The sequence below is a fragment of the Paenarthrobacter nitroguajacolicus genome, assembly GCF_051027655.1.
Classification (GTDB): domain Bacteria; phylum Actinomycetota; class Actinomycetes; order Actinomycetales; family Micrococcaceae; genus Arthrobacter; species Arthrobacter nitroguajacolicus.
The window spans coordinates 4,099,718-4,121,569 of sequence record NZ_CP073234.1; the positions used below are offsets into that span (position 1 = coordinate 4,099,718).

21 protein-coding genes are annotated in these 21,852 nt (G+C 62.3%); 11 read left to right on the forward strand and 10 right to left on the reverse strand.

The genetic code is table 11. The features are described 5' to 3' along the window. Window positions 1-208: 208 nt before the first annotated feature. From KCX59_RS19315 to KCX59_RS19325, 3 genes are read right to left on the reverse strand one after another with little or no spacing between them, the layout of a single operon-like run. Entirely contained in the window at window positions 209-1,129 is a 921-nt protein-coding gene (locus KCX59_RS19315; RefSeq protein ID WP_179017723.1) for a DUF817 domain-containing protein, read from the reverse strand. After that, on the reverse strand, window positions 1,122-1,913 hold the full coding sequence (locus KCX59_RS19320; protein WP_179017724.1) for an oxygenase MpaB family protein: 792 nt from the start codon (window positions 1,911-1,913) through the stop codon (window positions 1,122-1,124). The genes KCX59_RS19315 and KCX59_RS19320 overlap by 8 nt, the downstream gene beginning before the upstream one ends. 17 nt (window positions 1,914-1,930) lie before the next feature. Then, window positions 1,931-2,674, reverse strand: a complete 744-nt coding sequence (locus KCX59_RS19325) for a TetR/AcrR family transcriptional regulator (RefSeq protein ID WP_179017725.1) — start codon at window positions 2,672-2,674, stop codon at window positions 1,931-1,933. A 146-nt stretch (window positions 2,675-2,820) separates the two neighbouring features. Between KCX59_RS19325 and KCX59_RS19330 the strand changes: the two genes are divergently transcribed. After that, window positions 2,821-3,753, forward strand: a complete 933-nt coding sequence (locus KCX59_RS19330; RefSeq protein ID WP_179017726.1) for an NAD-dependent epimerase/dehydratase family protein — start codon at window positions 2,821-2,823, stop codon at window positions 3,751-3,753. 22 nt (window positions 3,754-3,775) lie between these two features. Here KCX59_RS19330 and KCX59_RS19335 read toward each other — a convergent pair whose 3' ends face one another. Beyond that, complete coding sequence (locus KCX59_RS19335) at window positions 3,776-4,627, reverse strand: phytanoyl-CoA dioxygenase family protein (protein ID WP_179017727.1); 852 nt, start codon at window positions 4,625-4,627, stop codon at window positions 3,776-3,778. Between the two features lie 111 nt (window positions 4,628-4,738). On the opposite strand from KCX59_RS19335, the gene KCX59_RS19340 reads away from it, so the two are divergent. Then, window positions 4,739-5,584, forward strand: a complete 846-nt coding sequence (locus KCX59_RS19340; protein WP_178995895.1) for a helix-turn-helix domain-containing protein — start codon at window positions 4,739-4,741, stop codon at window positions 5,582-5,584. A 46-nt stretch (window positions 5,585-5,630) separates the two neighbouring features. Here KCX59_RS19340 and KCX59_RS19345 read toward each other — a convergent pair whose 3' ends face one another. Both KCX59_RS19345 and KCX59_RS19350 read right to left on the reverse strand, forming a co-directional pair. Then, window positions 5,631-6,464: an alpha/beta fold hydrolase gene (locus KCX59_RS19345; protein ID WP_178995893.1), complete on the reverse strand. Its 834-nt coding sequence runs from the start codon at window positions 6,462-6,464 to the stop codon at window positions 5,631-5,633. Between the two features lie 117 nt (window positions 6,465-6,581). After that, window positions 6,582-7,634, reverse strand: a complete 1,053-nt coding sequence (locus KCX59_RS19350; RefSeq protein ID WP_179017728.1) for a PDDEXK nuclease domain-containing protein — start codon at window positions 7,632-7,634, stop codon at window positions 6,582-6,584. 215 nt (window positions 7,635-7,849) lie between these two features. Between KCX59_RS19350 and KCX59_RS19355 the strand changes: the two genes are divergently transcribed. Further along, window positions 7,850-10,279, forward strand: a complete 2,430-nt coding sequence (locus KCX59_RS19355) for an HAD-IC family P-type ATPase (RefSeq protein ID WP_179017729.1) — start codon at window positions 7,850-7,852, stop codon at window positions 10,277-10,279. On the opposite strand, the gene KCX59_RS19360 is transcribed toward KCX59_RS19355, so the two are convergent. Further along, a complete protein-coding gene (locus KCX59_RS19360) occupies window positions 10,261-10,671 on the reverse strand; it encodes a hypothetical protein (protein ID WP_256871453.1) in 411 nt (136 codons plus the stop codon). The genes KCX59_RS19355 and KCX59_RS19360 overlap by 19 nt on opposite strands. Before the next feature lie 133 nt (window positions 10,672-10,804). Between KCX59_RS19360 and KCX59_RS19365 the strand changes: the two genes are divergently transcribed. The 3 genes from KCX59_RS19365 (at window position 10,805) to KCX59_RS19375 (ending at window position 14,513) form a co-directional block, all read left to right on the forward strand. Beyond that, on the forward strand, window positions 10,805-12,385 hold the full coding sequence (locus KCX59_RS19365; protein ID WP_179017730.1) for an alkaline phosphatase D family protein: 1,581 nt from the start codon (window positions 10,805-10,807) through the stop codon (window positions 12,383-12,385). A 171-nt stretch (window positions 12,386-12,556) separates the two neighbouring features. After that, the gene (locus KCX59_RS19370; RefSeq protein WP_370629193.1) at window positions 12,557-13,207 is read left to right on the forward strand and encodes a hypothetical protein; all 651 of its coding nucleotides are present in this window, start codon (window positions 12,557-12,559) and stop codon (window positions 13,205-13,207) included. A gap of 70 nt (window positions 13,208-13,277) precedes the next feature. After that, window positions 13,278-14,513: a pyridoxal phosphate-dependent aminotransferase gene (locus KCX59_RS19375; RefSeq protein WP_178995886.1), complete on the forward strand. Its 1,236-nt coding sequence runs from the start codon at window positions 13,278-13,280 to the stop codon at window positions 14,511-14,513. A gap of 71 nt (window positions 14,514-14,584) precedes the next feature. Here the strand turns inward: KCX59_RS19375 and KCX59_RS19380 are convergent, their stop codons facing one another. Then, a complete protein-coding gene (locus KCX59_RS19380) occupies window positions 14,585-15,622 on the reverse strand; it encodes a zinc-dependent alcohol dehydrogenase family protein (RefSeq protein WP_179017732.1) in 1,038 nt (345 codons plus the stop codon). A gap of 93 nt (window positions 15,623-15,715) precedes the next feature. Here KCX59_RS19380 and KCX59_RS19385 point away from each other — a divergent pair, with 93 nt between their 5' ends. Together KCX59_RS19385 and KCX59_RS19390 are read left to right on the forward strand one after the other, a co-directional pair. Further along, complete coding sequence (locus KCX59_RS19385) at window positions 15,716-16,174, forward strand: carboxymuconolactone decarboxylase family protein (RefSeq protein ID WP_179017733.1); 459 nt, start codon at window positions 15,716-15,718, stop codon at window positions 16,172-16,174. 17 nt (window positions 16,175-16,191) lie between these two features. Next, complete coding sequence (locus tag KCX59_RS19390; protein WP_179017734.1) at window positions 16,192-17,100, forward strand: sigma-70 family RNA polymerase sigma factor; 909 nt, start codon at window positions 16,192-16,194, stop codon at window positions 17,098-17,100. Here the strand turns inward: KCX59_RS19390 and KCX59_RS19395 are convergent. Beyond that, the gene (locus tag KCX59_RS19395; protein ID WP_434122535.1) at window positions 17,081-17,590 is read right to left on the reverse strand and encodes a hypothetical protein; all 510 of its coding nucleotides are present in this window, start codon (window positions 17,588-17,590) and stop codon (window positions 17,081-17,083) included. The two genes, KCX59_RS19390 and KCX59_RS19395, sit on opposite strands and share 20 nt — an antisense overlap. 20 nt (window positions 17,591-17,610) lie before the next feature. Next, the gene (locus KCX59_RS19400; protein WP_179017735.1) at window positions 17,611-19,605 is read right to left on the reverse strand and encodes a primary-amine oxidase; all 1,995 of its coding nucleotides are present in this window, start codon (window positions 19,603-19,605) and stop codon (window positions 17,611-17,613) included. Between the two features lie 122 nt (window positions 19,606-19,727). On the opposite strand from KCX59_RS19400, the gene KCX59_RS19405 reads away from it, so the two are divergent. The 3 genes from KCX59_RS19405 (at window position 19,728) to KCX59_RS19415 (ending at window position 21,848) form a co-directional block, all read left to right on the forward strand. Next, window positions 19,728-20,318: a TetR/AcrR family transcriptional regulator gene (locus tag KCX59_RS19405; RefSeq protein WP_179017736.1), complete on the forward strand. Its 591-nt coding sequence runs from the start codon at window positions 19,728-19,730 to the stop codon at window positions 20,316-20,318. 131 nt (window positions 20,319-20,449) lie between these two features. Then, window positions 20,450-21,136 carry a helix-turn-helix domain-containing protein gene (locus tag KCX59_RS19410; RefSeq protein ID WP_179017737.1) on the forward strand — a complete coding sequence of 229 codons (687 nt, stop codon included), beginning with the start codon at window positions 20,450-20,452 and terminating at the stop codon, window positions 21,134-21,136. Then, window positions 21,126-21,848, forward strand: coding sequence for a hypothetical protein (locus KCX59_RS19415; protein ID WP_179017738.1), 723 nt, complete (start codon window positions 21,126-21,128; stop codon window positions 21,846-21,848). The genes KCX59_RS19410 and KCX59_RS19415 overlap by 11 nt, the downstream gene beginning before the upstream one ends. Window positions 21,849-21,852 lie beyond the last annotated feature (4 nt).

Here is a 21,852-nt window from a genome sequence, read left to right on the forward strand (position 1 = left end):
TCACTGCCGGGAGCCCACTCAACAATCGGCTAGTTGAGCGTTCTGCACTCAACTGTACTCAGCCTCAGATTTAAGTCAATCCAAAGTTGAGTGAAGTACGCTCAACTTTCTCATTTGCCGACTGAAAAATGCCGGAATCACGCGGTTGTAGGGCTGGTTTCGCCGACGGTGAACTGACCAAGCCTGCCGACGCGCAAACGGATTGGCGTCACTCCGAACGACTGGTGACGCCCAAATCCGGGCGGCCGGAGGGAATTTGCGTGGCGTCAGCGGTTTGGGTGGCCTCCAGTGACTCCGGCTTGTACACCCAGGCCACCAGCACCACCGAGATGATCATCAGCAGGAACCACGCGAGGAGCTTGTCGATTGAGACCGCCTGCCAGCCCTCCAGCTGGTTCGGGTACAGCCAGGCGCGCGACCATGTACCTATGTTCTCGGCGAACCAGATGAACAGCGCCACCAGCAGGAACGAGACCAGGATGGGCATGCGGAAACGACGCCGGAACACCCGGAAGTGCATCACGCACCGTCCGTAGACAAGCACGACGGCGGCCAGCAGCACCCAGCGCGCGTCGAAGATGTAGTGGTGCGAGAAGAAGTTGACGTAGATCGCACCAGCAACCAAGGCGGTGATCCAACGGCGGGGGTAGCGGTCGAAGCGGAGGTCGAACAGCCGGAACACGCGCACCATATAAGAACCCACAGCGGCGTACATGAAACCGCTGAACAACGGCACGGCCCCGATCCGCAGGACGCCCTCCGCCTCGTAGGCCCACGACCCGACGTCCGTCTTGAACAGCTCCATCACTGTCCCCACCACGTGGAACAGCAGGATCACCCGCAGCTCCCGCAGCGTCTCGAGTTTGAAGCTGATCATCAGCACTTGAATAACGACGGCGGCGATGGTCAGGAAGTCGTTCCGGGCGAGGCCGGCGTTATCCGGATACCAAAGACGGGCCGCGATGATCACTGCGAGTAACGCCGCTCCGAACACACAAGCCCAGGCCTGCTTCAGCCCAAAGACCACGAATTCCGTGAGCCGCCCCCGCAAAGGGCCGACTCGGGGCCGGTCCAAATATCGGTGGGCGGCGTCATCAATGGACTGCTCAACCGAGGTGAAGTTACGCATGATGGGGCATTCTGCCTGGTTTGAGTTGGCCCAAGTAGTAGTCCTTCGGCCAGTGACGAACACGCTGCGGCAGCCGCGGGTAAACGCGCCCCACTATGCGCATCGTCTGTTTGTAGCGTCGCGCCTGGCTGGGACTCCAGTCGAATCCGAAACCCTCACGAAGGTGCTCCGGCAACAAGCCCGCCGTGAGGAAGCGCGCCAGCGGCATGGCCAAGCGCATCATGGCCGGTCCCGCGGCCGGGTAGAGCAGGTCCTGGGCGATTTTGCGGGCCTTATCGTCGGGCTGCAACGTTGCCACATGCGCGTCCCAATACGCGGCAAAGGCGGCACGATCAGCGGGCCACTTGTCCGGCGGAAGCTGCAGGGCCGTGCCGATCCGCGCATAGTCGGCGTACATGCGGTCGGCGGTTTCGTCGTCGAGCGGTCCGTGAACCTGCTGGTAGACGGTGACTGCCGTGTCGTAAAGGGTGGCGACAACCCAAAGCTGGGATTCGGCGTCGAAGGCGTTGTAACCGACTGAAGCCTCGTCGGCGTTCCGGCGAACCGGCGCGTGGGCACGATTGACGGCGCGGCGCACCGCAGCGACCTGTTCTTCGGTGCCGTAAACCACGGCGTAAACATAGGTCAGCGTGGCCCGGAGCCTGTCCTGCGGCCGGTGGGCAAAGTCGCTGTGGTCCGCGACTCCGTGGCCAACCCGGGGGTCGGCAATCTGAAGGAGGATCGCGCGGCCCGCACCGGCGAGAAGGACGCCCTCCGCACCAATGTCTGCAAGTCCTCGAGCCATCTGAATACTGTAGCGCCCTAGCCTTGGAGCCCCATGACACCCTGAAGGACACTCAGCTGATGCTCGAACAGGTCATCGCGCGCGGCGAAGGTATCGCGTCCGTACTGCCCAAAAACCTCGAAACTGATAGCCCCGAACACGGACGTCCACACCAGGACACCCCGCGCCAAGGTTGCGTCAGGTGCGGCGAGATTCATCTCGCCCCGGATGGCTGCCAGGTCTGCGGCCAACCCTTCGGGAATCACGACGGCGGGACTCGCCGCGTCGTTGAGCGCGCCAGCCCGGTAGGCGGCATCGAAGATACCGACGAGGCGAACGATGACCCGCGTACCAGGGACGGTAGTGCGCTCACCTGGCGCCTGATACCCCGGGACGGGACTGCCGAATAGGAGGGAATAGCTGGCCGGTTCGCGGATGGCCCATGTACGCACCGCGTTAGCCAGCGCCGTGAACTGCGCTGCGAAGTCACCCTCCGCCTCGGCATTCACAGCTTCATCGACGTCGTCGCCAAGCTGGTTGTAGGCGTCGATCAGCAAGAGCGTGAGGAGTTCGTCGCGGTTCTCTACATAGCGATAAACCGCCGAGGAAACGACGCCAAGATCCCTTGCGACGGCACGCAGGGAAAGAGCGGCGGCGCCGTGGAGGGCCAAATGTTCCCGGCCGATCCGAACGATGTCGGCGATGGTCTGAATGCGGGCACGTTCGCGGGGCGTCTGGGGCTTTCCCTTGCTCTTGGCGGCGGCAGGTTCGGCTGGAGTCATGTTCACAGCTTGCCACAACAGAGAGCGCTGTCAACAAACAAGAGCACCGCTCTTGACAACTCGGCTTGACCCCTTCATGCTGAAAAAGAGAGCACTGCTCTCGCTTTTTGGATTCTTACGCAAACAGCCCCGAAAGAAGGCACACCATGTACGTCGTCACCGGAGCAGGACCGGTTGGCTACACTGTCGCGGAACAACTGGCTCACCAAGGGCATCAGGTACGTGTCCTAACGCGATCCGGCAGTGGCCCGGAGCATCCCCTGGTTGAACGATTACGGACTGACGTCTCCGATCCTTCACAGCTGGATGAGGCGCTGAAGGGCGCTACCGCAGTTTTCCATTGCATTCACGGATCCGCCTACCGGGCATCGGTGTGGGCCGCCGAACTCCCCCAGGCCGAGCAAGTAGTGATGAATGCAGCGGCAGCCGCGGGCGCCGTCGTCGTCTTCCCCGAAAGCCTGTACTCGTACAGTGAGCCGGACCGGCTCATGACGGAATCGAGCCCGCGGGAAACTACCAGCGGCAAGCGCGGCATCCGCACCCAACTGCTTAAAACGCGCGAGGCGCACGCTGCCAATACTGTGAGCGTCGTGGCAGGAGACTTCTTTGGGCCTCGTGTGAAAATGGCCCATGCAGGCGAACGGATGGTTCCGCTGGTCCTGACAGGCAAGCCGATCCAGGCAATCGGAAGCGCCGAACGGCCGCACTCCTTTACTTATGTCCCGGATCTTGCAGCGGCCATGATCGCCGCAGCGCTGAAGCCCGAGCTTTGGAACACCGTGCTGCACGCGCCTACCGGCTCGCCAATGACTCAGCGCGAAGTTGCGGCGGCCTACGCGGGCGCTGCTGGGGTGGCCACCCCGAAAGTGAGCGCCGTGCCCGGTTGGGTGCTGCGGGTGGCGGGCATTTTCTCCACGGACATGCGCGAGCTGGCCGAATTGCTGTACCAGTTCGAGCGTCCCTTCGTGATGGACTCCTCCGAAAGCCAGCGGTTGCTGGGCCTTGAACCCACTCCTTTGGCGGAAGCAGCAGCGGCCACCGTGGCGTGGTGGAGCGGCGCTGCACGCCAGGCCAGCTAATGACGCGCCGCACGGCGGCGGGCTAGAGACCGTCGTCGTAATTCCAGTGCTCCTGCCAGCGCCAATCGATCGGTTCGCTGAGGCATTGGTAACGGATGTCGGTGGACAGGCGCATGGTGCCGCCGCGGTCTTTGTTGTCCAAGGCAGCATGGACAATGTGTGCCGAGTGGACCACAACATCCCCAACCTCGTAGTCCGTCACGAGCCATCTGGCATCGCGCTCGTTCGCCAGTCCCGGGAGGTCTGCAGTGATGGAGGCGGCCGGCATCTTCAGGGTTCCCTCACGCTCCTGTCTCATCACCCAGTGGTGGCTGCCCTCGAGGTAAGCCAAGCCGCCACGCTCCCGCGGGCAATCGCCCAAGGGAATCCACATGGAGAGCACGCGGTCGCTGCCTTCGCGGAGATAGACCAGGTCATAATGGGCCTGCGTGGCCGTGCCGATGCCGCTTTCCCCGGGTTTGGTGTGGCGAATGATCTTCCGTCGGTGCAGATGGACATCGTCTCCGAGGAACCACGCAAACCAGTCGGCAATGCCTTGCGACGTGCACAAGGCTTGGTACTCCGGACCCGGAACAATGTGATCGAAAAGGCCTCGCCTCAACGCAGCGCGGTCCACGTCCCCTGGCGCTGCAATGCCGTCGCGCGGATCTGTTCCCGCAGCGTACACATTGGCTTCGCCCAAAGAAGCGAAGTAGAACTCGCGGAATTCCAGCAGTTGGTCCGGGTTCAGCTGCCCTTTCAAGTAAAGGTATCCATCGCGGCGAAGCCTTGCCCACAAGGCGTCACGATTTCCGCGCTCGGATGGGGGTACCGGTTCCAGCTCGGCGAGGCGGGTATCCGATTCGTCCAGGACATAACCGTTCGAAGTCAACATGATGTCCACCTTGACAGTGGCGAGCGGCGATGTGAATGGACTCCGACTCCCGAGAACTTGGACTTTTGTATGGCTTGTTTAGATTCTCAGGGAAGGGCACCATTGGAGCCCATGGACATCTGGTCAACCTACCGGCATCCGGCACTCCCCCTTCGTGACCTTGGATTGGCGTGTCTTGGTGCCGGTGAGCAGGGCGGCCCCTTGCCCTCCTTTGCCGGCCGGGCCCTCAGCAGCCACGCCATCGTGCTGGTGTCCGAAGGATCCGGACATTTCTCGGTGGAGGGCATGCGATATAAAGTCCAGGCTCCCGCGATCATGTGGCTCTTCCCGGGGGTCAGCCATGGGTACGGACCCGGGCCGGAAGGATGGAAGGAACACTGGCTGTTGTTCACCGGACCTACGGCAAGAGCCTTGGATGAGTTGGGCTGCTATTCACGTGACCACCCGATGCTGCAGCTCAACGGTTCGTCAGAGACAGGCTTGACGGAAGTACTTGGACTTTTCCCGGCCCTTCGCGAGGCTCTCCAAACGGGCGGACCTCAGGGAGATTTGGCGTCCTCCGTGCTCTGCCAACGGGTGCTCGTGGAAGCCGGCAAGCACCGCACTACGGGCTTCGTTGGTCCCGAGGGGCGCGCCGAGCATCTTCTCGCCGAACTCCGGGCGACAGCCCATTTGCCGCTCTCCTTGTCCCAGCTTGCCGCCTCTTTGCAGGTTTCCATCCCCGAGCTCCGGCACGCGGTTCAGGCCGCCGCAGGCGTGGGGCCGAAAGAGCTGGTGATCCAACTCCGGATGTCACGTGCCCAGTCACTCCTGGCTGGCACGGACCTGCCTGTCCAACGAATAGCCACGCTCACCGGCTATGACGACCCCGCCTACTTCAGCCGGCTCTTCACCAGGAAGACCGGCTGTTCGCCGAGCGGCTTCCGCCGCGAGCACCAGCGTGAGCCCCTGGGCTGAAGCGTTCGACGGCGGGTGCGTACCCGCCGTCGAACGCTTCTGTTTTCTACTGGTCCTTCCAGCTTTGAGGCGTCGGGGAGTCGAGGAAGGTCGTTACGACGTCCTGCACGAGGTTTGTCCTGGCGAGCCCAAAGAAGTGGGTGGTGCCTGGAAAGACCGCAAGCTGGGACGCGGGCACTCCCGCAAAATCACCGTTCACGTCACCCCCGCGCAACTGCAGGAACTTCACGGCGTGCTCCAGCTTGACCATGTCGCAGTCGCCTACCGTGATCAAGGTGGGGGCCTGGATGCCGCGGATCTCGTCATCGGTCCATCCTGTTGAACCGGCATCGTAACCACCGAGCTTGGTCAAGAGTCCCTGCAGGTGCTCGTGGTCCGGATGCGGAGAAACCTCCAGGTACCGCTGCTCCATGGGCGTTCCGGCAATCATGTCAACGGTCATTTCCGTGACCGCTTCAGCGTTTCCGCCGCGATCGCCGTCGGGGTTGAAGGACACAGACGAAACGATGAGTTTACGGATGAGTTCGGGGTGTTTGATCGCCATGTGCAGCGCAACGGCCCCTCCGACGCTGAAGCCGAAGACATCAACCCCGCCGACGTCCAGGTGCTCCAGGAGGCCAACGACGTCCGAGGCCAAATAGGCAGTGTTCAATGGGCGGTCGATGTCGTTGGTTCTGCCGTGGCCTTGGAAGTCCGTGGCGATTACCCGGCGCTCCGCTGACAAGGCCGGGATGAGTGCACCGAACTGCTGCTCAATATCGAACAGTCCGCCGTGGAGGAGCAGCAAGGGTGTGCCACCGGAACCGTGCAGCTCGTAGTACATCTGCAGTCCGTTGACCTCTGCGTAACCGGCTTCCGGGTCTGGGGTCTGATAGTTCATTCGTTGTCCTCCTGCAATGTAAGGATCGCTCGCCGTTGCGCGTCATCCTAGTCCCGCGGCAGAGCCTGCGGCAGGGTCGCACGGTTGACGGAAATGGGGCTAATTTACCAGCGTCTCCTAGGAGGGGCTCGGCTGTTCCTCGTCAGGTTCTGCCCATTCGAGGGCAGCCACAAGGTGGCTTTCATTGGGCAGGGCCTGTTGCTCGGCTTCGGGGAGCTTGTCGTATGTGTACGCGGCGACTGCCATGGGAGAGGTTGACCGCCCGAGGCTGTACCTGACGCTGCGGTCGTTCCTAGTGCCGCAGATCAGGATGCCAATCGTTTCATTGTGATGTTCGCGGCGAAGCATGTCATCGACAAGGGCAACGTAGAAGTTCAGTTTGCCGGCATACTCGGGCTGGAACTTTCCCGTCTTCAGCTCGATGACCACATACCGGTTCTGGTCCATATGGAAGAACAGCATGTCGATGTAGAAGTCGTCGCCGTCGACATCGAAGTGGACCTGCCGTCCGACGAACGAGAATCCCGGCCCGAGTTCCCTCAGGGTTTCGGCGATTCGGCTGGTCAGGGCCAGTTCCAGGTCCCGTTCGGCAACTTCCCCCGACAAGCCAAGAAATTCGAAATTGTAAGGGTCCTTGGCGACCTGCTGGGCCAGCTCGGAATCTTGTCCAACAAGCCGTTGGACAAAGTTCGATGGCGCCGCACCTGTCCTTTCCAGCGTCCGGTTCATGATCATATTCAGGAGGACGTTGCGAGACCAGCCGTGTTCAGCTGCAGCAGCCGCGTACCAATCCCGATCCACTTGGTTGTCCAGTTTGTCTAAGAGCACTGTGATGTGACCCCACGGCAATTGTCCAACAGCTTGTTGGACAATTGGATCCGTCCAGGCCGTTGCGAATCCCCGCATATAAAAGAGATTCGATCGTGAAAGGCCCTTCATCTCCGGAAACTCTGCCCGGAGGTCTTCAGCCAAGCGCCCCATGACTCCGCTCCCCCATTGCTCGATCTGCTGTCGCTCCAACACCGTCTTTCCGATTGACCAGTACAATTCGATCAGCTGTGTGTTGACGGTACGAAGGGCAGTCCGACGCGCGTCACGCACCCGCTTCTTGAGCGCGTCTAAAAGATCTGTGTAATCTGCCGGCAACGTCAAGGCGCTCGAATCAGTCATGCACGCAAAGCTAACGGTCGCCACTGACATTTACCCCCTCAGCGCAAGCCCTTACTCCGCGTCCTCCCCCGTCACCGTGCACTCCGGCACAGGCTTCACGCGAAGGCCTTCACGGCCTAACTGTCACATCCCAAGACACCGACGACGGCGACATAACGCCCCGCTGCTGGCATACTCAGTCCCATCGCTCCACCGACTCAACAACGGGGGCATGAGTGCCAAACGATAAAGACCTGACAGCGGCGGCCGTCCGTTTAGTGGGGTCCTCGGTGCAGGGACTGAGCAACGCCGAGGTTGCCGAGAGGGTGGCCGCAGGGCAAACCAACGCCTTTGTCCAAGACACCAGCCGCAGCGTGTGGAGCATCGTCCGCGCCAACGTGCTCACCCTGTTCAACGGCATTATCCTGGCCTGCTTCATTGTCCTGTTCGCTATCGGCCGCTGGCAGGACGCGCTCTTCGGATTCAGTGCAGTTGCCAATGCGGTGATCGGCAGCGTCCAGGAGTACCGGGCAAAGAGGGCTTTGGACCGTCTGGCGCTCCTAAACGCGCCGCATGCCCGGGTGATGCGCGAAGGCTCAGAAGCAGAAATCGCTTTGGACGACGTTGTACTGGACGACACCCTTGTCCTGAGGGCCGGAGATCAGGTGCCCGCGGACGGGGTGGTGACCGGCGCACGCGGACTCCAAGTGGACGAGTCCATGCTGACCGGCGAATCCGACGCCGTTGAAAAGGAAGACGGGGACCGCGTGCTGTCCGGCTCCGTTGTGGTTGCAGGCGAAGGCTCAGCGGTGGTGGATCGGGTGGGAGCCGATTCCTTCGCGAACTCACTCGCCGCCGAAGCCAAACGATTCTCGCTCGTGGCCTCAGAGCTCCGCTCCTCCATTGACCGGGTCCTGAAGTGGGTGACCTGGTTTGTGGGTCCCGTGGCGTTGTTGGTCCTTAATGCCCAGATGATTGCCCAGGGCGGGTGGGCCGAAGCCTCGGCGAGTGGAGCGTGGCGGGACGCAGCGACGGCGACTATTGCCGCCGTCGTCGCCATGGTCCCCTTGGGGCTGGTGCTGATGACCAGCATTACCTTCGCCGTGGGAGCGGTAAAACTGGCCCGCCAACAGGTCCTGGTGCAGGAATTACCCGCTGTGGAGGGGCTGGCCCGCGTGGACATCATCTGCCTCGACAAAACCGGCACCCTCACCCAGGGCGACATCGTTTTCGACGCCGCGCATCCCCTGGCAAACCGCCCTGGCTGGGAGTCCGTGCTCTCCTGGTACGGGGTGCAGAAGGATGCCAACGCAACGGCCCGCAGCCTCGACGGACACTTCAATGAGACGCCCGGCCTCCCGCTTGACCGGGTGCCCTTCTCCTCCGCGCGCAAGTGGAGCGCGGTGATTTTCGACGACGGGATGTGGATTCTCGGCGGCCCTGAAATGGTGTTCCCGGCAAAAAACTCCGGCGATCCGTTGCTCCGGCAACTCGCCACCCAAGCCGTCGAGCTCGCAGCCACCGGCCGCCGCACGCTGGTCCTTGCACACGGCACACCCACTGATGATGAGACTGTTCCGGCGGACGCCGTCCCCGTGGTGCTTCTGACGTTCAAGGAGAACATCCGTCCCGACGCTGCCGAGACACTCACCTATTTCGCAGCACAGGATGTGGATGTCCGGATCATTTCCGGTGACAACCCGCAAACGGTCGCCGCAATTGCCCGGGAAGTCGGGCTCGATGCACCCCACGGCTTCGATGCACGTGAGTTGCCGGTTGATGACAAAGAGCTCATGGAAGTCATCAACAACAACGTGGTCTTCGGCCGTGTGACCCCCGACCAGAAAAAGCGGATCGTCGTGGCGCTGAAAGCTGCCGGCCGCACAGTGGCCATGACAGGCGACGGCGTGAACGATGCCCTGGCCATCAAGGAAGCGGACATCGGTGTGGCCATGAATTCGGGGGCCGCCGCTACGAAGGCCGTGGCGCGTTTGGTGCTCTTGGACGGGAAATTCTCCCACCTGCCGAGCGTGGTTGCTGAGGGCCGCCAAGTCATTGCCAACATTGAGCGCGTCTCCATGCTGTTCCTCACGAAGACCGCCTACGCCACCTTCCTTGCCATCGCGTTCGGCATCCTCCTGCTGCCTTTCCCGTTCCTTCCCAGGCAACTCTCCGTGACTGATGGCTTGACCATTGGCATTCCTGCGTTTTTCCTGGCATTGCTACCCAACGCCCAGCGCTACATCCCGGGTTTCCTGCGGCGGTCGCTCACGTTCGCCGTGCCGGCAGGCGTATCCGTGACGTTGGGGCTTGCCTCCTACGCCCGCCTTGCCGCGAACCTGCAGATTCCGGAAGCCGAAATCCGGACCGGGTCCACCCTCATCCTGACGATCATTGGCATCTGGATCCTCGTGGTGCTCTCGCGCCCGGTCACCCGTTTCAAGGGCTTGGTCATCGGGGCGATGATGATTGGGCTGGTACTGGTGTACTCCGTGCCGATCGCCCGCGACTTCCTACAGTTCACCGATCCGACGCTCCCCACCGCGCTGCTGGTCCTGGGAACATCCGTAGCGTGCATCGCGCTGATCGAGATCGTGCGCTTCGTGCACCGCCGGGTGGCGTACCGTGACGCCCAGCAAGCATTGGTTCAGCGCGCCTCGAAGTAGCGTCGACCACGTCCCACCCACTGAGGAACAACCACCGCAACGGTCGCGACGGACTGAACAATGACGGCAGACCAGTCTCCGTCCGCGGCAACAATGAGATCCACCACGGCAAAGGCCAAACCGAGCAGCATCACCGCTGTTGCACCACGACGGGCAGCTTCACTCCCCCGGGCTACCCCGGAGGCCAGCCCGATCACCAACAAGCCGAACAGGATCATGCCTGCACCGAGCAAAGTGATGGGCAGGGCAATGCCGCCGGACTGGGCCTCCGGGGTGTATCGCAGGAAAATCGTCAGGATCCCAAGAATGATCTGGGCGATGCCGCCGATGTACATCAGCACTACCGAGAACGTCACCACTCCGGGCCGTTTGAGGCTCTCCCCCGTCGTCATGAACTGAGCATAGACGTTCCCTCATCCGGGCAGGCACTGCTTCAGGATGAGGTAACACCTTTTGTCACACAATTAACCACTGATTCACACCACCCTTGAATCCAGTCAACCCGCGGTCCCTAGGGTCGGGTGAATGGAAAACATCTCCCGTAGGTCCCTCATCTCAGCCGGCCTCGGGGCCGGACTCGTCGCCGCCTTGCCTAGTACCGCCGTCGCGGTTTCAACAGCGGACGACGCCGGCCTCCGCGCCGATCCGTTCACCCTTGGAGTCGCGTCGGGCGAACCGTGGCCCGACGGCTTCGTCATCTGGACCCGACTGGCAGTGAACCCCGTAGCCGAGGACGGCCTGGGCGGCATGCCTTCGCGTAACGTCGCCGTCGCCTGGGAAGTAGCAGAAGACCCCGCCATGCGCCGGGTAGTAGCCCGCGGCGTCGAACATACCAAGATCGAAACCGCCCACTCGGTGCACGCCGAACTCAGGGGCCTCCGGCCGGGCCGGGAGTACTTCTACCGGTTCCGTGCCGGGCGGCACGTGAGCGAAGTTGGGCGCACGCTGACAAGCCCGGCACCCGGCGAGACGCCCACTGCACTGGCCATGGCGTTCGCCAGCTGCGCCCAGTACGAACACGGCTACTTCACTGCGTACAAGCGCCTGGCCGAGGACCACCCGGACCTGGTATTGCACCTTGGCGACTACCTCTACGAGTACAAGAAGGACAGTTACGTGATCGGCGGCGGAAACCCGCGCGATCATGAGGGACCGGAAACCAGCACCCTGCAGGGCTACCGCCAGCGGCACGCCCAGTACAAGTCCGACGCCGACCTGCAGGCCGCGCACGCAATCGCGCCGTGGCTGGTGGTGTGGGATGACCACGAAGTGAACAACAACTGGGCTGACGAAATCCCCGAGAACAGCGACGCTGGCCAGCTCAACGACACCACCGAGCACTTCCGGCAGCGCCGCTCAGCGGCTTTCCAGGCGTACTACGAAAACATGCCGTTGCGCCGGGCATCGGTCCCGGCCGGGTTCGATATGAAGATCTACCGCACCATCCAATGGGGCCAACTAGCCAACTTCCACATGATGGACACCCGCCAATACCGCGACGATCAGCTCGCGGGGGACGGCTGGCGGAAGAACGTGGCCGAACGGCTGGACGAAAACCGCACCATCACCGGCGCCGAGCAGGAGAAGTGGCTGCTGGACGGCTTCAAGAACTCCACGCAGCGGTGGGACATTCTGGGCCAGCAGGTCTTCTTCGCCGAGCGGGACCGCGACAAGGCACCGGAGATTGACGATGTCTCCATGGATGGCTGGGACGGTTACGCCGCTTCCCGCCGCCGCATCACCCAAGGCTGGGTGGACGCCAAGGTGCGCAACGCCGTCGTACTCACCGGCGACGTTCACCGCCACTGGGCCACCGACCTCAAGGTGGACTACAAGGACCCGGTGGCAAAGGTGGTGGGCACGGAACTGGTGTGCTCCTCCATCACGTCCACGGGCGATGGCACGGGCTCCACCACCGACCCCACCATGGCTTGGAACCCGCACTTGAAGTTCTACAACGACAACCGCGGCTACGTGAACACCCGCATCACCAAAGACGCCATGACCGCGGACTTCCGTGTGTTGGACTACGTCACCACGCCGGGCGCGCCGGCCGGCACCAAGAAGTCGTTCACCATCAACGACGGCGTCCCAGGCCTCGCCTGAGTTTGATGCCACCCAAGTAGGTGACAGCACTTGCTCCAATGAGCCCTCATTGCGACATGTGCTGTCACCTACTTGGGTTTGAATCCCAGTGACTACAGGCAACTGCGGGAGTAGCCTAGTTCCAGTTGAATTAGTGGATCTCTGTCCGGCTGGGGTTCTACCGTGGGCCATGTGCGTTCGTCGCTGTACGACCTTCTGGGGGTACTTTCCGGCGCCGTCGCCCCTCAGCATGTCAGGTTCGACGACGGGTCCCCCACCGCCGTCGTTCCCCCGCCTGACGCCCCGGTCACCGTCCGCGCCGTCACGCTCAACCGGATAGGTCGGTCGCGGGGAGACGGCCCCGTCCTAGACCTCGAACTGAGGGTTGCAGTGGAATGCCACGGCCCCGAGCAGCTGGACAACATGGAGCAATTGCTGTTGGCCGTGGAACTCCACAGCCAGTACTCCGTAGTGTCCAAGGGAGAATTCCGGCCCGAGGAGTACTCCGGCGCCATCCGACAGGGTCTGGGATTTCTGGTTCGCATCCCGGTATCCCTGCGTTTCGAGGAACCTTCCGATTTTCCCGCCCAGCCTGCCACAGGAAATTCAGGTGTCGCCCGCCGGATCCGCGGACGGCTGGTTGATGTGCACAACAAGGGAATCCCTAAGGCGTATATCCACGCCCATTCATCCGCTGCGGCTGCCGTGAGTGATGCCACCGGACACTTTGAGGTCCTGGCATCGGCTGATGAACTTCAGCACTTCGCTGTCGCGGTGGACGGAACAGAGCGGGAAGTTTCGGCCAGCACCAAGAGACTTCCTGTGGTTATTCGCTGGCTCTGATTCCAGAACCAATTGGACACTGATTCTGGAACCATTACTCGGGCGGGGCGGTGTCGTGAAAAGATCTACCATGCGTCCGATGCAGCACTCCAGCAAACTTCAGAATGTCCGCTACGAACTCCGTGGGCCCATCCTCCAAGCGGCCAAGGCCATGGAAGCCGAAGGTCATCGCATCCTCAAGATGAACCTCGGGGACACCGCACCGTTTGGACTGGAGGCACCGGAGTCTGTTGTGGTGGACATGATCCATCACCTTCGCGGCGCACAGGGTTACAGCGATTCCAAGGGCATCTTCTCCGCCCGCACCGCCATCTCGCAGTATTACCAGACCCGCGGACTGATGACCATTGGCGTCGAGGACGTCTTCATTGGCAACGGCGTCAGCGAGCTTATTTCCATGACCTTGCAGGCCTTCATGGAGAACGGCGACGAGATCCTCATCCCGGCACCGGATTACCCTCTGTGGACAGCAGCCGTGACGCTGACCGGCGGCAACCCCGTGCACTATCTCTGCGATGAGGACCAGAACTGGTGGCCGGACATGTCCGACGTCGAAGCCAAGATCACGCCACGCACCAAGGGCATAGTGATCATCAACCCGAACAACCCCACCGGCGCCGTCTATCCGCGCCACATTTTGGAGCAGTTCGCTGCGCTTGCCAGGAAGCATGATCTCGTCCTTTTCTCGGATGAGATCTACGAGAAAATCCGGTACGTGGACGCCCCTCATATCCACACCGCGGCAGTCGCTGACGACGTCTGTGTCCTGACGTTCAGCGGGTTGTCCAAGGCCTACCGCATGCCCGGGTACCGGGCAGGTTGGGTTGCCGTCACAGGACCTCGGACCGCAACAATCGCCTACCGGGAATCCTTGGAACTGCTCGCCTCACTGCGGTTGTGCGCCAATGTTCCTGCACAGCACGCCATCCAGACGTGCCTTGGCGGCTACCAAAGTATTGAGGCGCTTATACGTCCCGGCGGGCGGCTCCGCGACCAGCGCGACCTGGCATGGAAACTCCTCACCGCGATCCCGGGCGTCAGCTGTGTTCCCGCGGCCGGCGCCATGTACCTTTTCCCAAAGTTGGATCCGGAGATCTACCCGATTGAGAGCGACGAGAAGTTCGTCCTCCAACTCCTGCAGGAGCAGAAGATCCTGGTCTCGCACGGAACGGCGTTCAACTGGCCCACGCCGGACCATTTCCGCTTCGTGATCCTGCCGGCCGTGGAGGACATCGAGGAAGCGGTGCGCCGCATCGACCATTTCCTGGCCGCGTACCGGAACCGACCTGCGGACGCATCCGTCTAAGTCGCAATTGTGCGCGTTTTGAGCGTCCAAAACGCGCACTGCTGCGACCCAGTTGGGCACGCGCGGGGCTCTTACAAAGCAGGGTCCACCATGGTCATGCCGGCGGGGTTGGCCTGATCGAAACCGGGCAGCAGTGCCGCAGCGTCTTCCAGGCCAATGGTGCGTTCAATCAGCAGCTGCGGTTGGAGCGCGCCCTGTTCGATGAGGGCCATCATGCCCGGGTAGTCAACCGCGGCCATGCCGTGACTGCCCAAGAGGTCGAGTTCCCAGCCGATCACACGTGCCATGGGCACTTGCGGGTTGCCGTCGACGGACGGCAGCAAACCGATCTGGACGTGCCGGCCGCGCCTGCGAAGGCTGAGGATGGCATCGGCGCAGGTTTGTTCACTTCCGACGGCGTCTACCGCCACGTGGCTGCCTCCGCCGGAGAGGACGTTGACTGCAGCAGGGATGTCCGCGCCGTCAGCGAGCACAGTATGTTCAGCCCCCAGGCGCGCAGCCACGGCCAGTGCCTCGGGGTTCCGGTCCACGGCAATGACCCTCGCTCCCATGGCCTTGGCGATCATCACGGCGCTCAGCCCCACGCCGCCCGCGCCAATCACGGTCACCCATTCGCCGGCCTTGACCTGCGCACGGGCTGCCAACGCACGGTATGCCGTGGCGAAGCGGCAGCCGAGGCTTGCCGCCGTCGTGAATTCAACACTCTCAGGGATGGCAACCAGGTTACTGTCAGCAGCGTGCAAGGCCACAAACTCGGCGAACGATCCCCAGTGGGTGAAACCGGGCTGCTGCTGGTCCGGGCAGACCTGTGCGTCGCCGGCCAGGCACCATTCGCAGGCGCCGCAGCCGCAGACGAACGGGACGGTGACGCGGTCGCCCACCTTCCAGCGCTGGACGCCTTCCCCGACGGCGTCGATAACACCGGCGAGCTCATGGCCCGGCACATGGGGCATGGCGATGTCATCGTGTCCGGCCCAGGCGTGCCAGTCGCTGCGGCACATGCCTGTCGCAAGCACTTTCACCACCACGCCTCCAACGGGAGCTTGGGGCTTGGCTACTTCCCTGACGTCGGGCTGGGTTCGGACCTCATCAAAAACTACTGCGCGCATCGACTGACTCTAACAATTTGCCGCCCCTGTCACACTTTCGGCACCGCATCCGACATCCCTGATGTAAGGCACCACCACTGAAGGGAAAACAGCATGCCCCGCATCAATATTGGCCGCAGCAACAAGCTCGGCTACGCCGCCGTCATCGGACTCGAAGGCTATGCCCGCAAGTCAGTCGATCCCGATCTGTACGAACTGATCAAACTTCGCGCCTCCATTCTCAACGGCTGCGGCTTCTGCGTGGACATGCATGCCACCGACGGCCGGAAGCGCGGTATCCCGGAAAGGAAGCTGCATGCCGTAGCGGCGTGGCAACATTCGAAGGTGTTCTTCGATGCGCGCGAGCAGGCAGTTCTTGCCCTGACGGACGCGGTAACCCAACTGGGCCCGGAGAGTGTCACTGACGAAATCTGGAACGCTGCTGCCACGCATTTCGATGACAGCCAGATGGGCGGCCTGATCCTCGCCATCTCCACCATCAACGTGTGGAACAGGATCGCCGTCAGCACACAAATGGAGCCGCCCGTAGATGAGAAGAACCCGATCGTCTGAGAGGTAGCGTTGGCAGCATGACTCTTGCGGTGTCAGCCACTTCGGCGTGGCAGAGCGAACGGAATCGCCTCTTGGGGATCGCTTACAGAATGTTGGGCGACTTCGGGCATGCGGAGGACGTGGTCTCTGAAGTGGCGATTGATGCGGTCCAACGAGAGCGGAAAGCCGACGCGGACCGCGTGGATTCCTGGCCGGCATGGCTCACAACCGTGTGCGTACGCCGCTCGGTTGATCGGGTGCGCCAACTCGCCGCCGTGCGGGAGGAATACACCGGTCCGTGGCTGCCCGAACCGGTGGACGCGTCCAAACTCCCGGAAGAAACAGTGGCCAACCGCGAGCTCCTGTCCCTGACCTTGCTGCACTTGGCCGAACAACTGGCGCCTGAGGCCAGGGCGGCGCTGGTGTTGCACCGTGCCTTCGCGATGTCCGCTCCGGAAATCGCGGACATCCTAGAGAAGACCCCCGCGGCCGTGCGCCAGATGATTTCCCGGGCGGAGCGTCGGCTGGAGATCGATCCGGAGGCACCCGCTCCCCGGGCCAAGGACCGCGCAGCCTTGGAGAAACTGGTTCTCGCCATCGAGCAGGGTGAGATTGACACGGTTGTAGCGATGCTGGATCGGGACGCCGTTCTCTGGGCCGACGGCGGCGGCAAGGTCAAGAGTGCCATGAACCCGCTGTTCGGAGCAGCCAGGATCGCGCGCTTCTTTGCCGGCATCCTCGGCAAAGCGATGGTTTTCGATCCCGTGGAGCCGGTACGCGCCTGGGTCATTGAGGTGAACAGCGAAGCGGCCTTGGTGCTCAGGCATCATGGCCGCTCCGACATCCTGGTGATCGATACCGCCCCGGACGGGAGCATCCGCGAACTGCGCCAACTCTCCAACCCGGACAAGCTGACGCGGGTTTCGCTCAGTGGTGGCTCGAACTAGCGGGAAAGCTGCCCGTTCGCGGGGAAACTTCCGTGCGAATTAGCAGGTTTCCCGCGAACCCGCCACGCTTAGCCCGCCTCAGGCGGGCAACCAGCGTCGCGGCGAGTAACGCCGTCGTGATTTCCAGTCCAATCACCAACAGCAGTCCCGCCGCGCCGGAGGTATCAACAGCGTTCGACGCCGGTCCCACACCGTGGGCGTGTCCGGAACCGCCCGCTCCCAGCAGCAGGACGGCGTGGAGGCCCACCATGGCCAAGGCCGACGTGGTCACTTGGTGGAGCGCATCTACCCTGCTGTGGCGCCAGATGTGAATCGTGCAGGGAATGCAGACCGCCGCCAGACTGATCATGAGGACGCCGACCCAGATCCGGTGGTGTCCCGAGGCTGCGAGCCATAGATGCACCAGGCAGGAGACAGCTGTGAGGGCCGCGCAGATCCGGGGGTGCAGGACAGGCCCGGAGGCCCGGACCCGTCCTGTCATGGTTGTCATCTCTGTGTCCGGGCTGCGGTTTAGTGGCAGTGCCCGGCAGGTTCGCCGTGTCCGCCGTGTTCGCCGTGCTCTTCGCCGGTCGCGGCAGGACTGTGGCAGCTCAAACCCGAAGCGCTGGCCGGCACGTCCAACACCGGGCTGCGGTCGAAGAAGCCTTCCGGCCGGAGCTTGAAGCCAACAGTGTCCACGGGCATGATCGGCCAATCTTCCACCCGTGGGAAGTGCGTGAGGCCAAAGGTGTGCCACACCACGATGTCCTGGCCATCAATTTCGCGATCCTGGGCAACGTAGGCGGGCAGGCCAGCGCCGCCGGAGTGCTGGTTCACGAAGTCGCCCGTGGGGTAGCGCTCTTCGTCGGAGTAGCGGGTGACCCACAGGTCCTTGGTAGCGAAAGCCGCGCGCTTCGCAATGGACGAGCCGGGGTCGGCAAGCAGGGTGGGCTGATTCTGGGCGTGGAGCTTGTAACCAACGGGCTCGCCGAGACGATTCCGGGATTCAGGGTTGGAAATGATCCACGTCCTGCCAGCGCGGGCGTCGGCTTCGCGGACGGCCTCGGACTCTTTTGTCAGGACTGTGCGCTTGCGGGAGAACGCATTGCCCCGTTCGTTGCCTTCGCCAATGGCCTGGCGGACCACGTCTTCTTCTTCCACGCGGTTGGTGAAGCCGTCAATGGCCATGTCCAGGCGCGCGCTGAAGAGGTGCTGGTGGAACGGTGCGCCGAGGCCAGGTGCGAGTTGGGAGATGTTGTCCGAACCTCCTTCCGGGAAGGCACTGGTGAAGACAATGCCGGTGGCTTTGGCCTCGAACTCGATGGTGCCGTCCAGGTAGAGGTACCAGTAAAAGCCGTAGTCGTAGTTGCCGATGGTGGTGAAGAAAGAGATCACCAGGCGGCGGTTGCGGCGGGTGTAGTTGATCCCGGTCCAGAGGTCTGAGTGCTTGGAAAGGATGCCCCAGTCTTCCTCGTGCATGCAGATGCCGTTGCGGATCTCGCGGGGGTTGCCGAAAGCGTCGCTGATGACAGGGCTGAGGTAGGTGATGTCGCCCAGGCAGTCGCAGCCCAGTTCCAGGGAGTTGGCGTACTGGCCCACCAGGTACTCGCCGGTGTCGAAGTAGTTCTGCCATGACCGGATGGGCGAAGGATCCCCGTAGGGAACCACCATTTCTGCGATTGAGGCGCGGTTGATGATGGGACGCTTTTGGTCGCCGTCCTTGAAGGCAAGGTTGTGGAGGACAACTCCTTCGCGGACGTCGAAGCCGACGTCTACGCTCCACTTTTCCCACTCAACATGGTTGCCGCCGGTGACCGTGAAACTTGGGCCCTCCGGCTGGGTGATGCTGATGGGCTTCTGTGTTTCGCGGAGCGGACCGGTCAGTTCAGGATCGGTGTAGTTTCCGTGCTCTGCCGGGATCGGCATGACGCCGAGGTCGATGACCTGGGTAACTTCCTTGTTGACCACATCCACGTAGGCCACCAGGCCATCTACGGGATGGGCCCACGCGCTGTCTTCCGGGAAATCCTGCACAAAGGCGAGGCCGCGCAGGATGCGGCGACCTTTCTCGTCGTCGTACTCGAAGACGCCGGCGGACAGTGGAGCAACGCGTACTTTGGCGACGTCCAGGTCGCGCGCAGCGAGGGCGGCCAGCCAGCGCTCATCGGTTGCGAGGAGAGTCTCCACAACCTCGAACTCCTCTTCCAGCACGGGGAGTTCACCGGAGACCTTGGTATCCAGCTCGATGGCTTTCAGGATTTCTCCGCGTGTCACGGACACGAGGAGGTCGCTGGGGGCTCCGCCGGAAATGTCATGGATGAAGACGCGGAAACGGCGATCCTGCACTGACTGGTTGTGGGTCGGGTCCACCAGCCCCAAGTAGGCGATTCGCTTTTCGGCGCCAAGGTGGCCGGTCGCCTGCAGGATCGCCTGCACCTGGGAAATTTCGGCGCCCGTTGCCAGGGCGTACTGCGTTTCCTCAAGGGCGACGGCTTCAGTTGCTGTCTCAGTTGCTGTGGGCGTCATGGCTGCCTCTTGTCCGGGACCTATGATGGGTCAAGGTTTATTTTCTATAGATGTAGAGAATAACCAAAACGTAAGATGGGTCACAAGACCTGTCCGCCATTTGTTTTCCGGGAGCCCCTTCAGTGCCAAAGATTGTGGACCACGATCAACGACGCCTCGAACTGGTAGACGCAACCTGGCGCATCATCGCGAGGCTGGGCATGGAAGGCGCCACCATGCGGGAAATCGCCGAGGAAGCGGGTTTCGCCAACGGCGCCCTGAAGCCCTACTTCCCCACCAAGGACCTGCTCCTGACGTCCGCGTTCGGGCACGTGTTCAACCGCACCAACCAGCGCATCGCCGCCATGACCGAGGGACTATCAGGCGTAGCGGCCCTCCGGGCGTTCTGCGCAGAAGTCCTGCCACTGGATGAGGAACGCGTCAATGAAGCCCGCATCGTGATTCCGTTCTGGCAGAAGGCACTCAATGACGCGGACATGGCTTCACTTCACAGCGAGTCCATGAGCCAGTGGCACACCACCATCACCGGTCATTGCGCAGCAGCCCGGGCGGCAGGTGAGATCAAAGCCCCCATAGGGGACGCCGCCGTCGCCGATCACCTGCTGAACATGATGCTCGGTGCGCAGATCGTTGTGGCGTTGTCCCCCGCAGAGCATTTCTCGCAGGACCTCGCGGGGCAATTGGATAACTATCTGGCGCTGCTGGCCGGCTAGGTAGTGGCTGCCGCCATCGGCGCACTTGCCACAGCTATTGCACATTGGTAGCGGCAACACTAGAAATATGTAATCTCAACAAGCTCGCCCGACTTATTACATATTCATATCGATAACGATAGGATTATGAAATGGTATTGAGTATCCCCGAGCTGGCGAACCGGCTTAACGTCCACGAGAGCCGAGCACGGCAGCTCGTCCATTCCGGACGTATTCGCGGCCAACGAGTCGGCGGACGCTGGATCGTTGACGAAGCTGACGCCGCCCAGTATCGGCCTGGTAAGCCTGCTGGCCGCCCGCTGTCCGAACGCAGCGCCTGGCAACTCATGTCCTGCTTCTGGGAAGACAGCCCGCGGCACTTTCCCCTCGGCCACTTCGAACCTTCACCGGTCGAAAAGCATCGCCTGAAAGAGCGCATCAACCGACTGCAGGACTCCCCGGACCTCATCAACCTTCTCGCAGCATGGCTGGCCAATCGCGCCGAGAAATTCGAATTCTCTTCCAGCCCGGACGACATTGCCGAGCTTCGGGAGGATAAACGAATCCATCTCTCCGGAGTCTCTCACCCGCGCTCGGGACTGTTGGCCAACTCAGAGGTTGAAGCCTATGTGCGACGCAACGAACTTCAGGACGTCGTCAAGGACTGGTTCCTAGTTGAGCCATCCCCCGGCAGGAGGCCGAATGTAATCCTCCGCGCCGCCGAGCAAGTCCCCGACGAACTTCCCCCACTAGTGGTGGCGGCAGACTTAGCCGAACGGCCTGGTGTCCGTGAACAACAAGCCGCACGCGAAATCCTCAGGAACATCCATGCCCGTTGAACTTCCCGCAATGCTTAACGAACAACAGGAAGCGTGGCAGGCTGTCTTCGAAATCCATAGCGCGATGCCGCAGGGTTGGGTCCTGGTCGGCGGCCAAGCGGTCTTCCTGCACGCTGTCGAACGCGGTGCCCCGTACGTGCGGGCCACCAAGGACGCCGACATGGCGCTGGACATCCGGGCCTACCCCACGATGCTTCATGATTTCACTGAACTCCTTGTGGAGCTCGGCTTCGAATCCTGTGGAGAATCCCTGGAGGGATACCAACATCGATGGAAGCGTGGCGAGGCCGTGGTGGATGTCCTCATCCCACGATATTTGGGGGAACGCGCCGAGAAGCGACGGGGAGTTACGGGCGGAACAACCATTGCTGCCCCCGCCAGCCAACAGGCACTCGACCGCTCCGAGACCATCGAAGTTCAAGCAGGATCGGCGTCCGGCAGCGTCAACCGGCCCACGATCCTCGGCAGCCTCATCGGCAAAGCCGGAGCGTTGACCATTCTCAACGACCCCCTACGGCAACGACACATCGACGACTTCCTTACCTTGGCCTCGGTTGTCCGGGCCTCCGACCTTCGTAACGTCATCTACAAGCGCGCCGAACGGGACCATCTGGCAAATATGCTTGGTCGCCTTGCAAATGAACCGGAGCTCATGGAACAAGTGCCGGAAGGCGCCGAGGGCGTGGAACGTCTGCGCATCTCGCTGAACTAGTTGC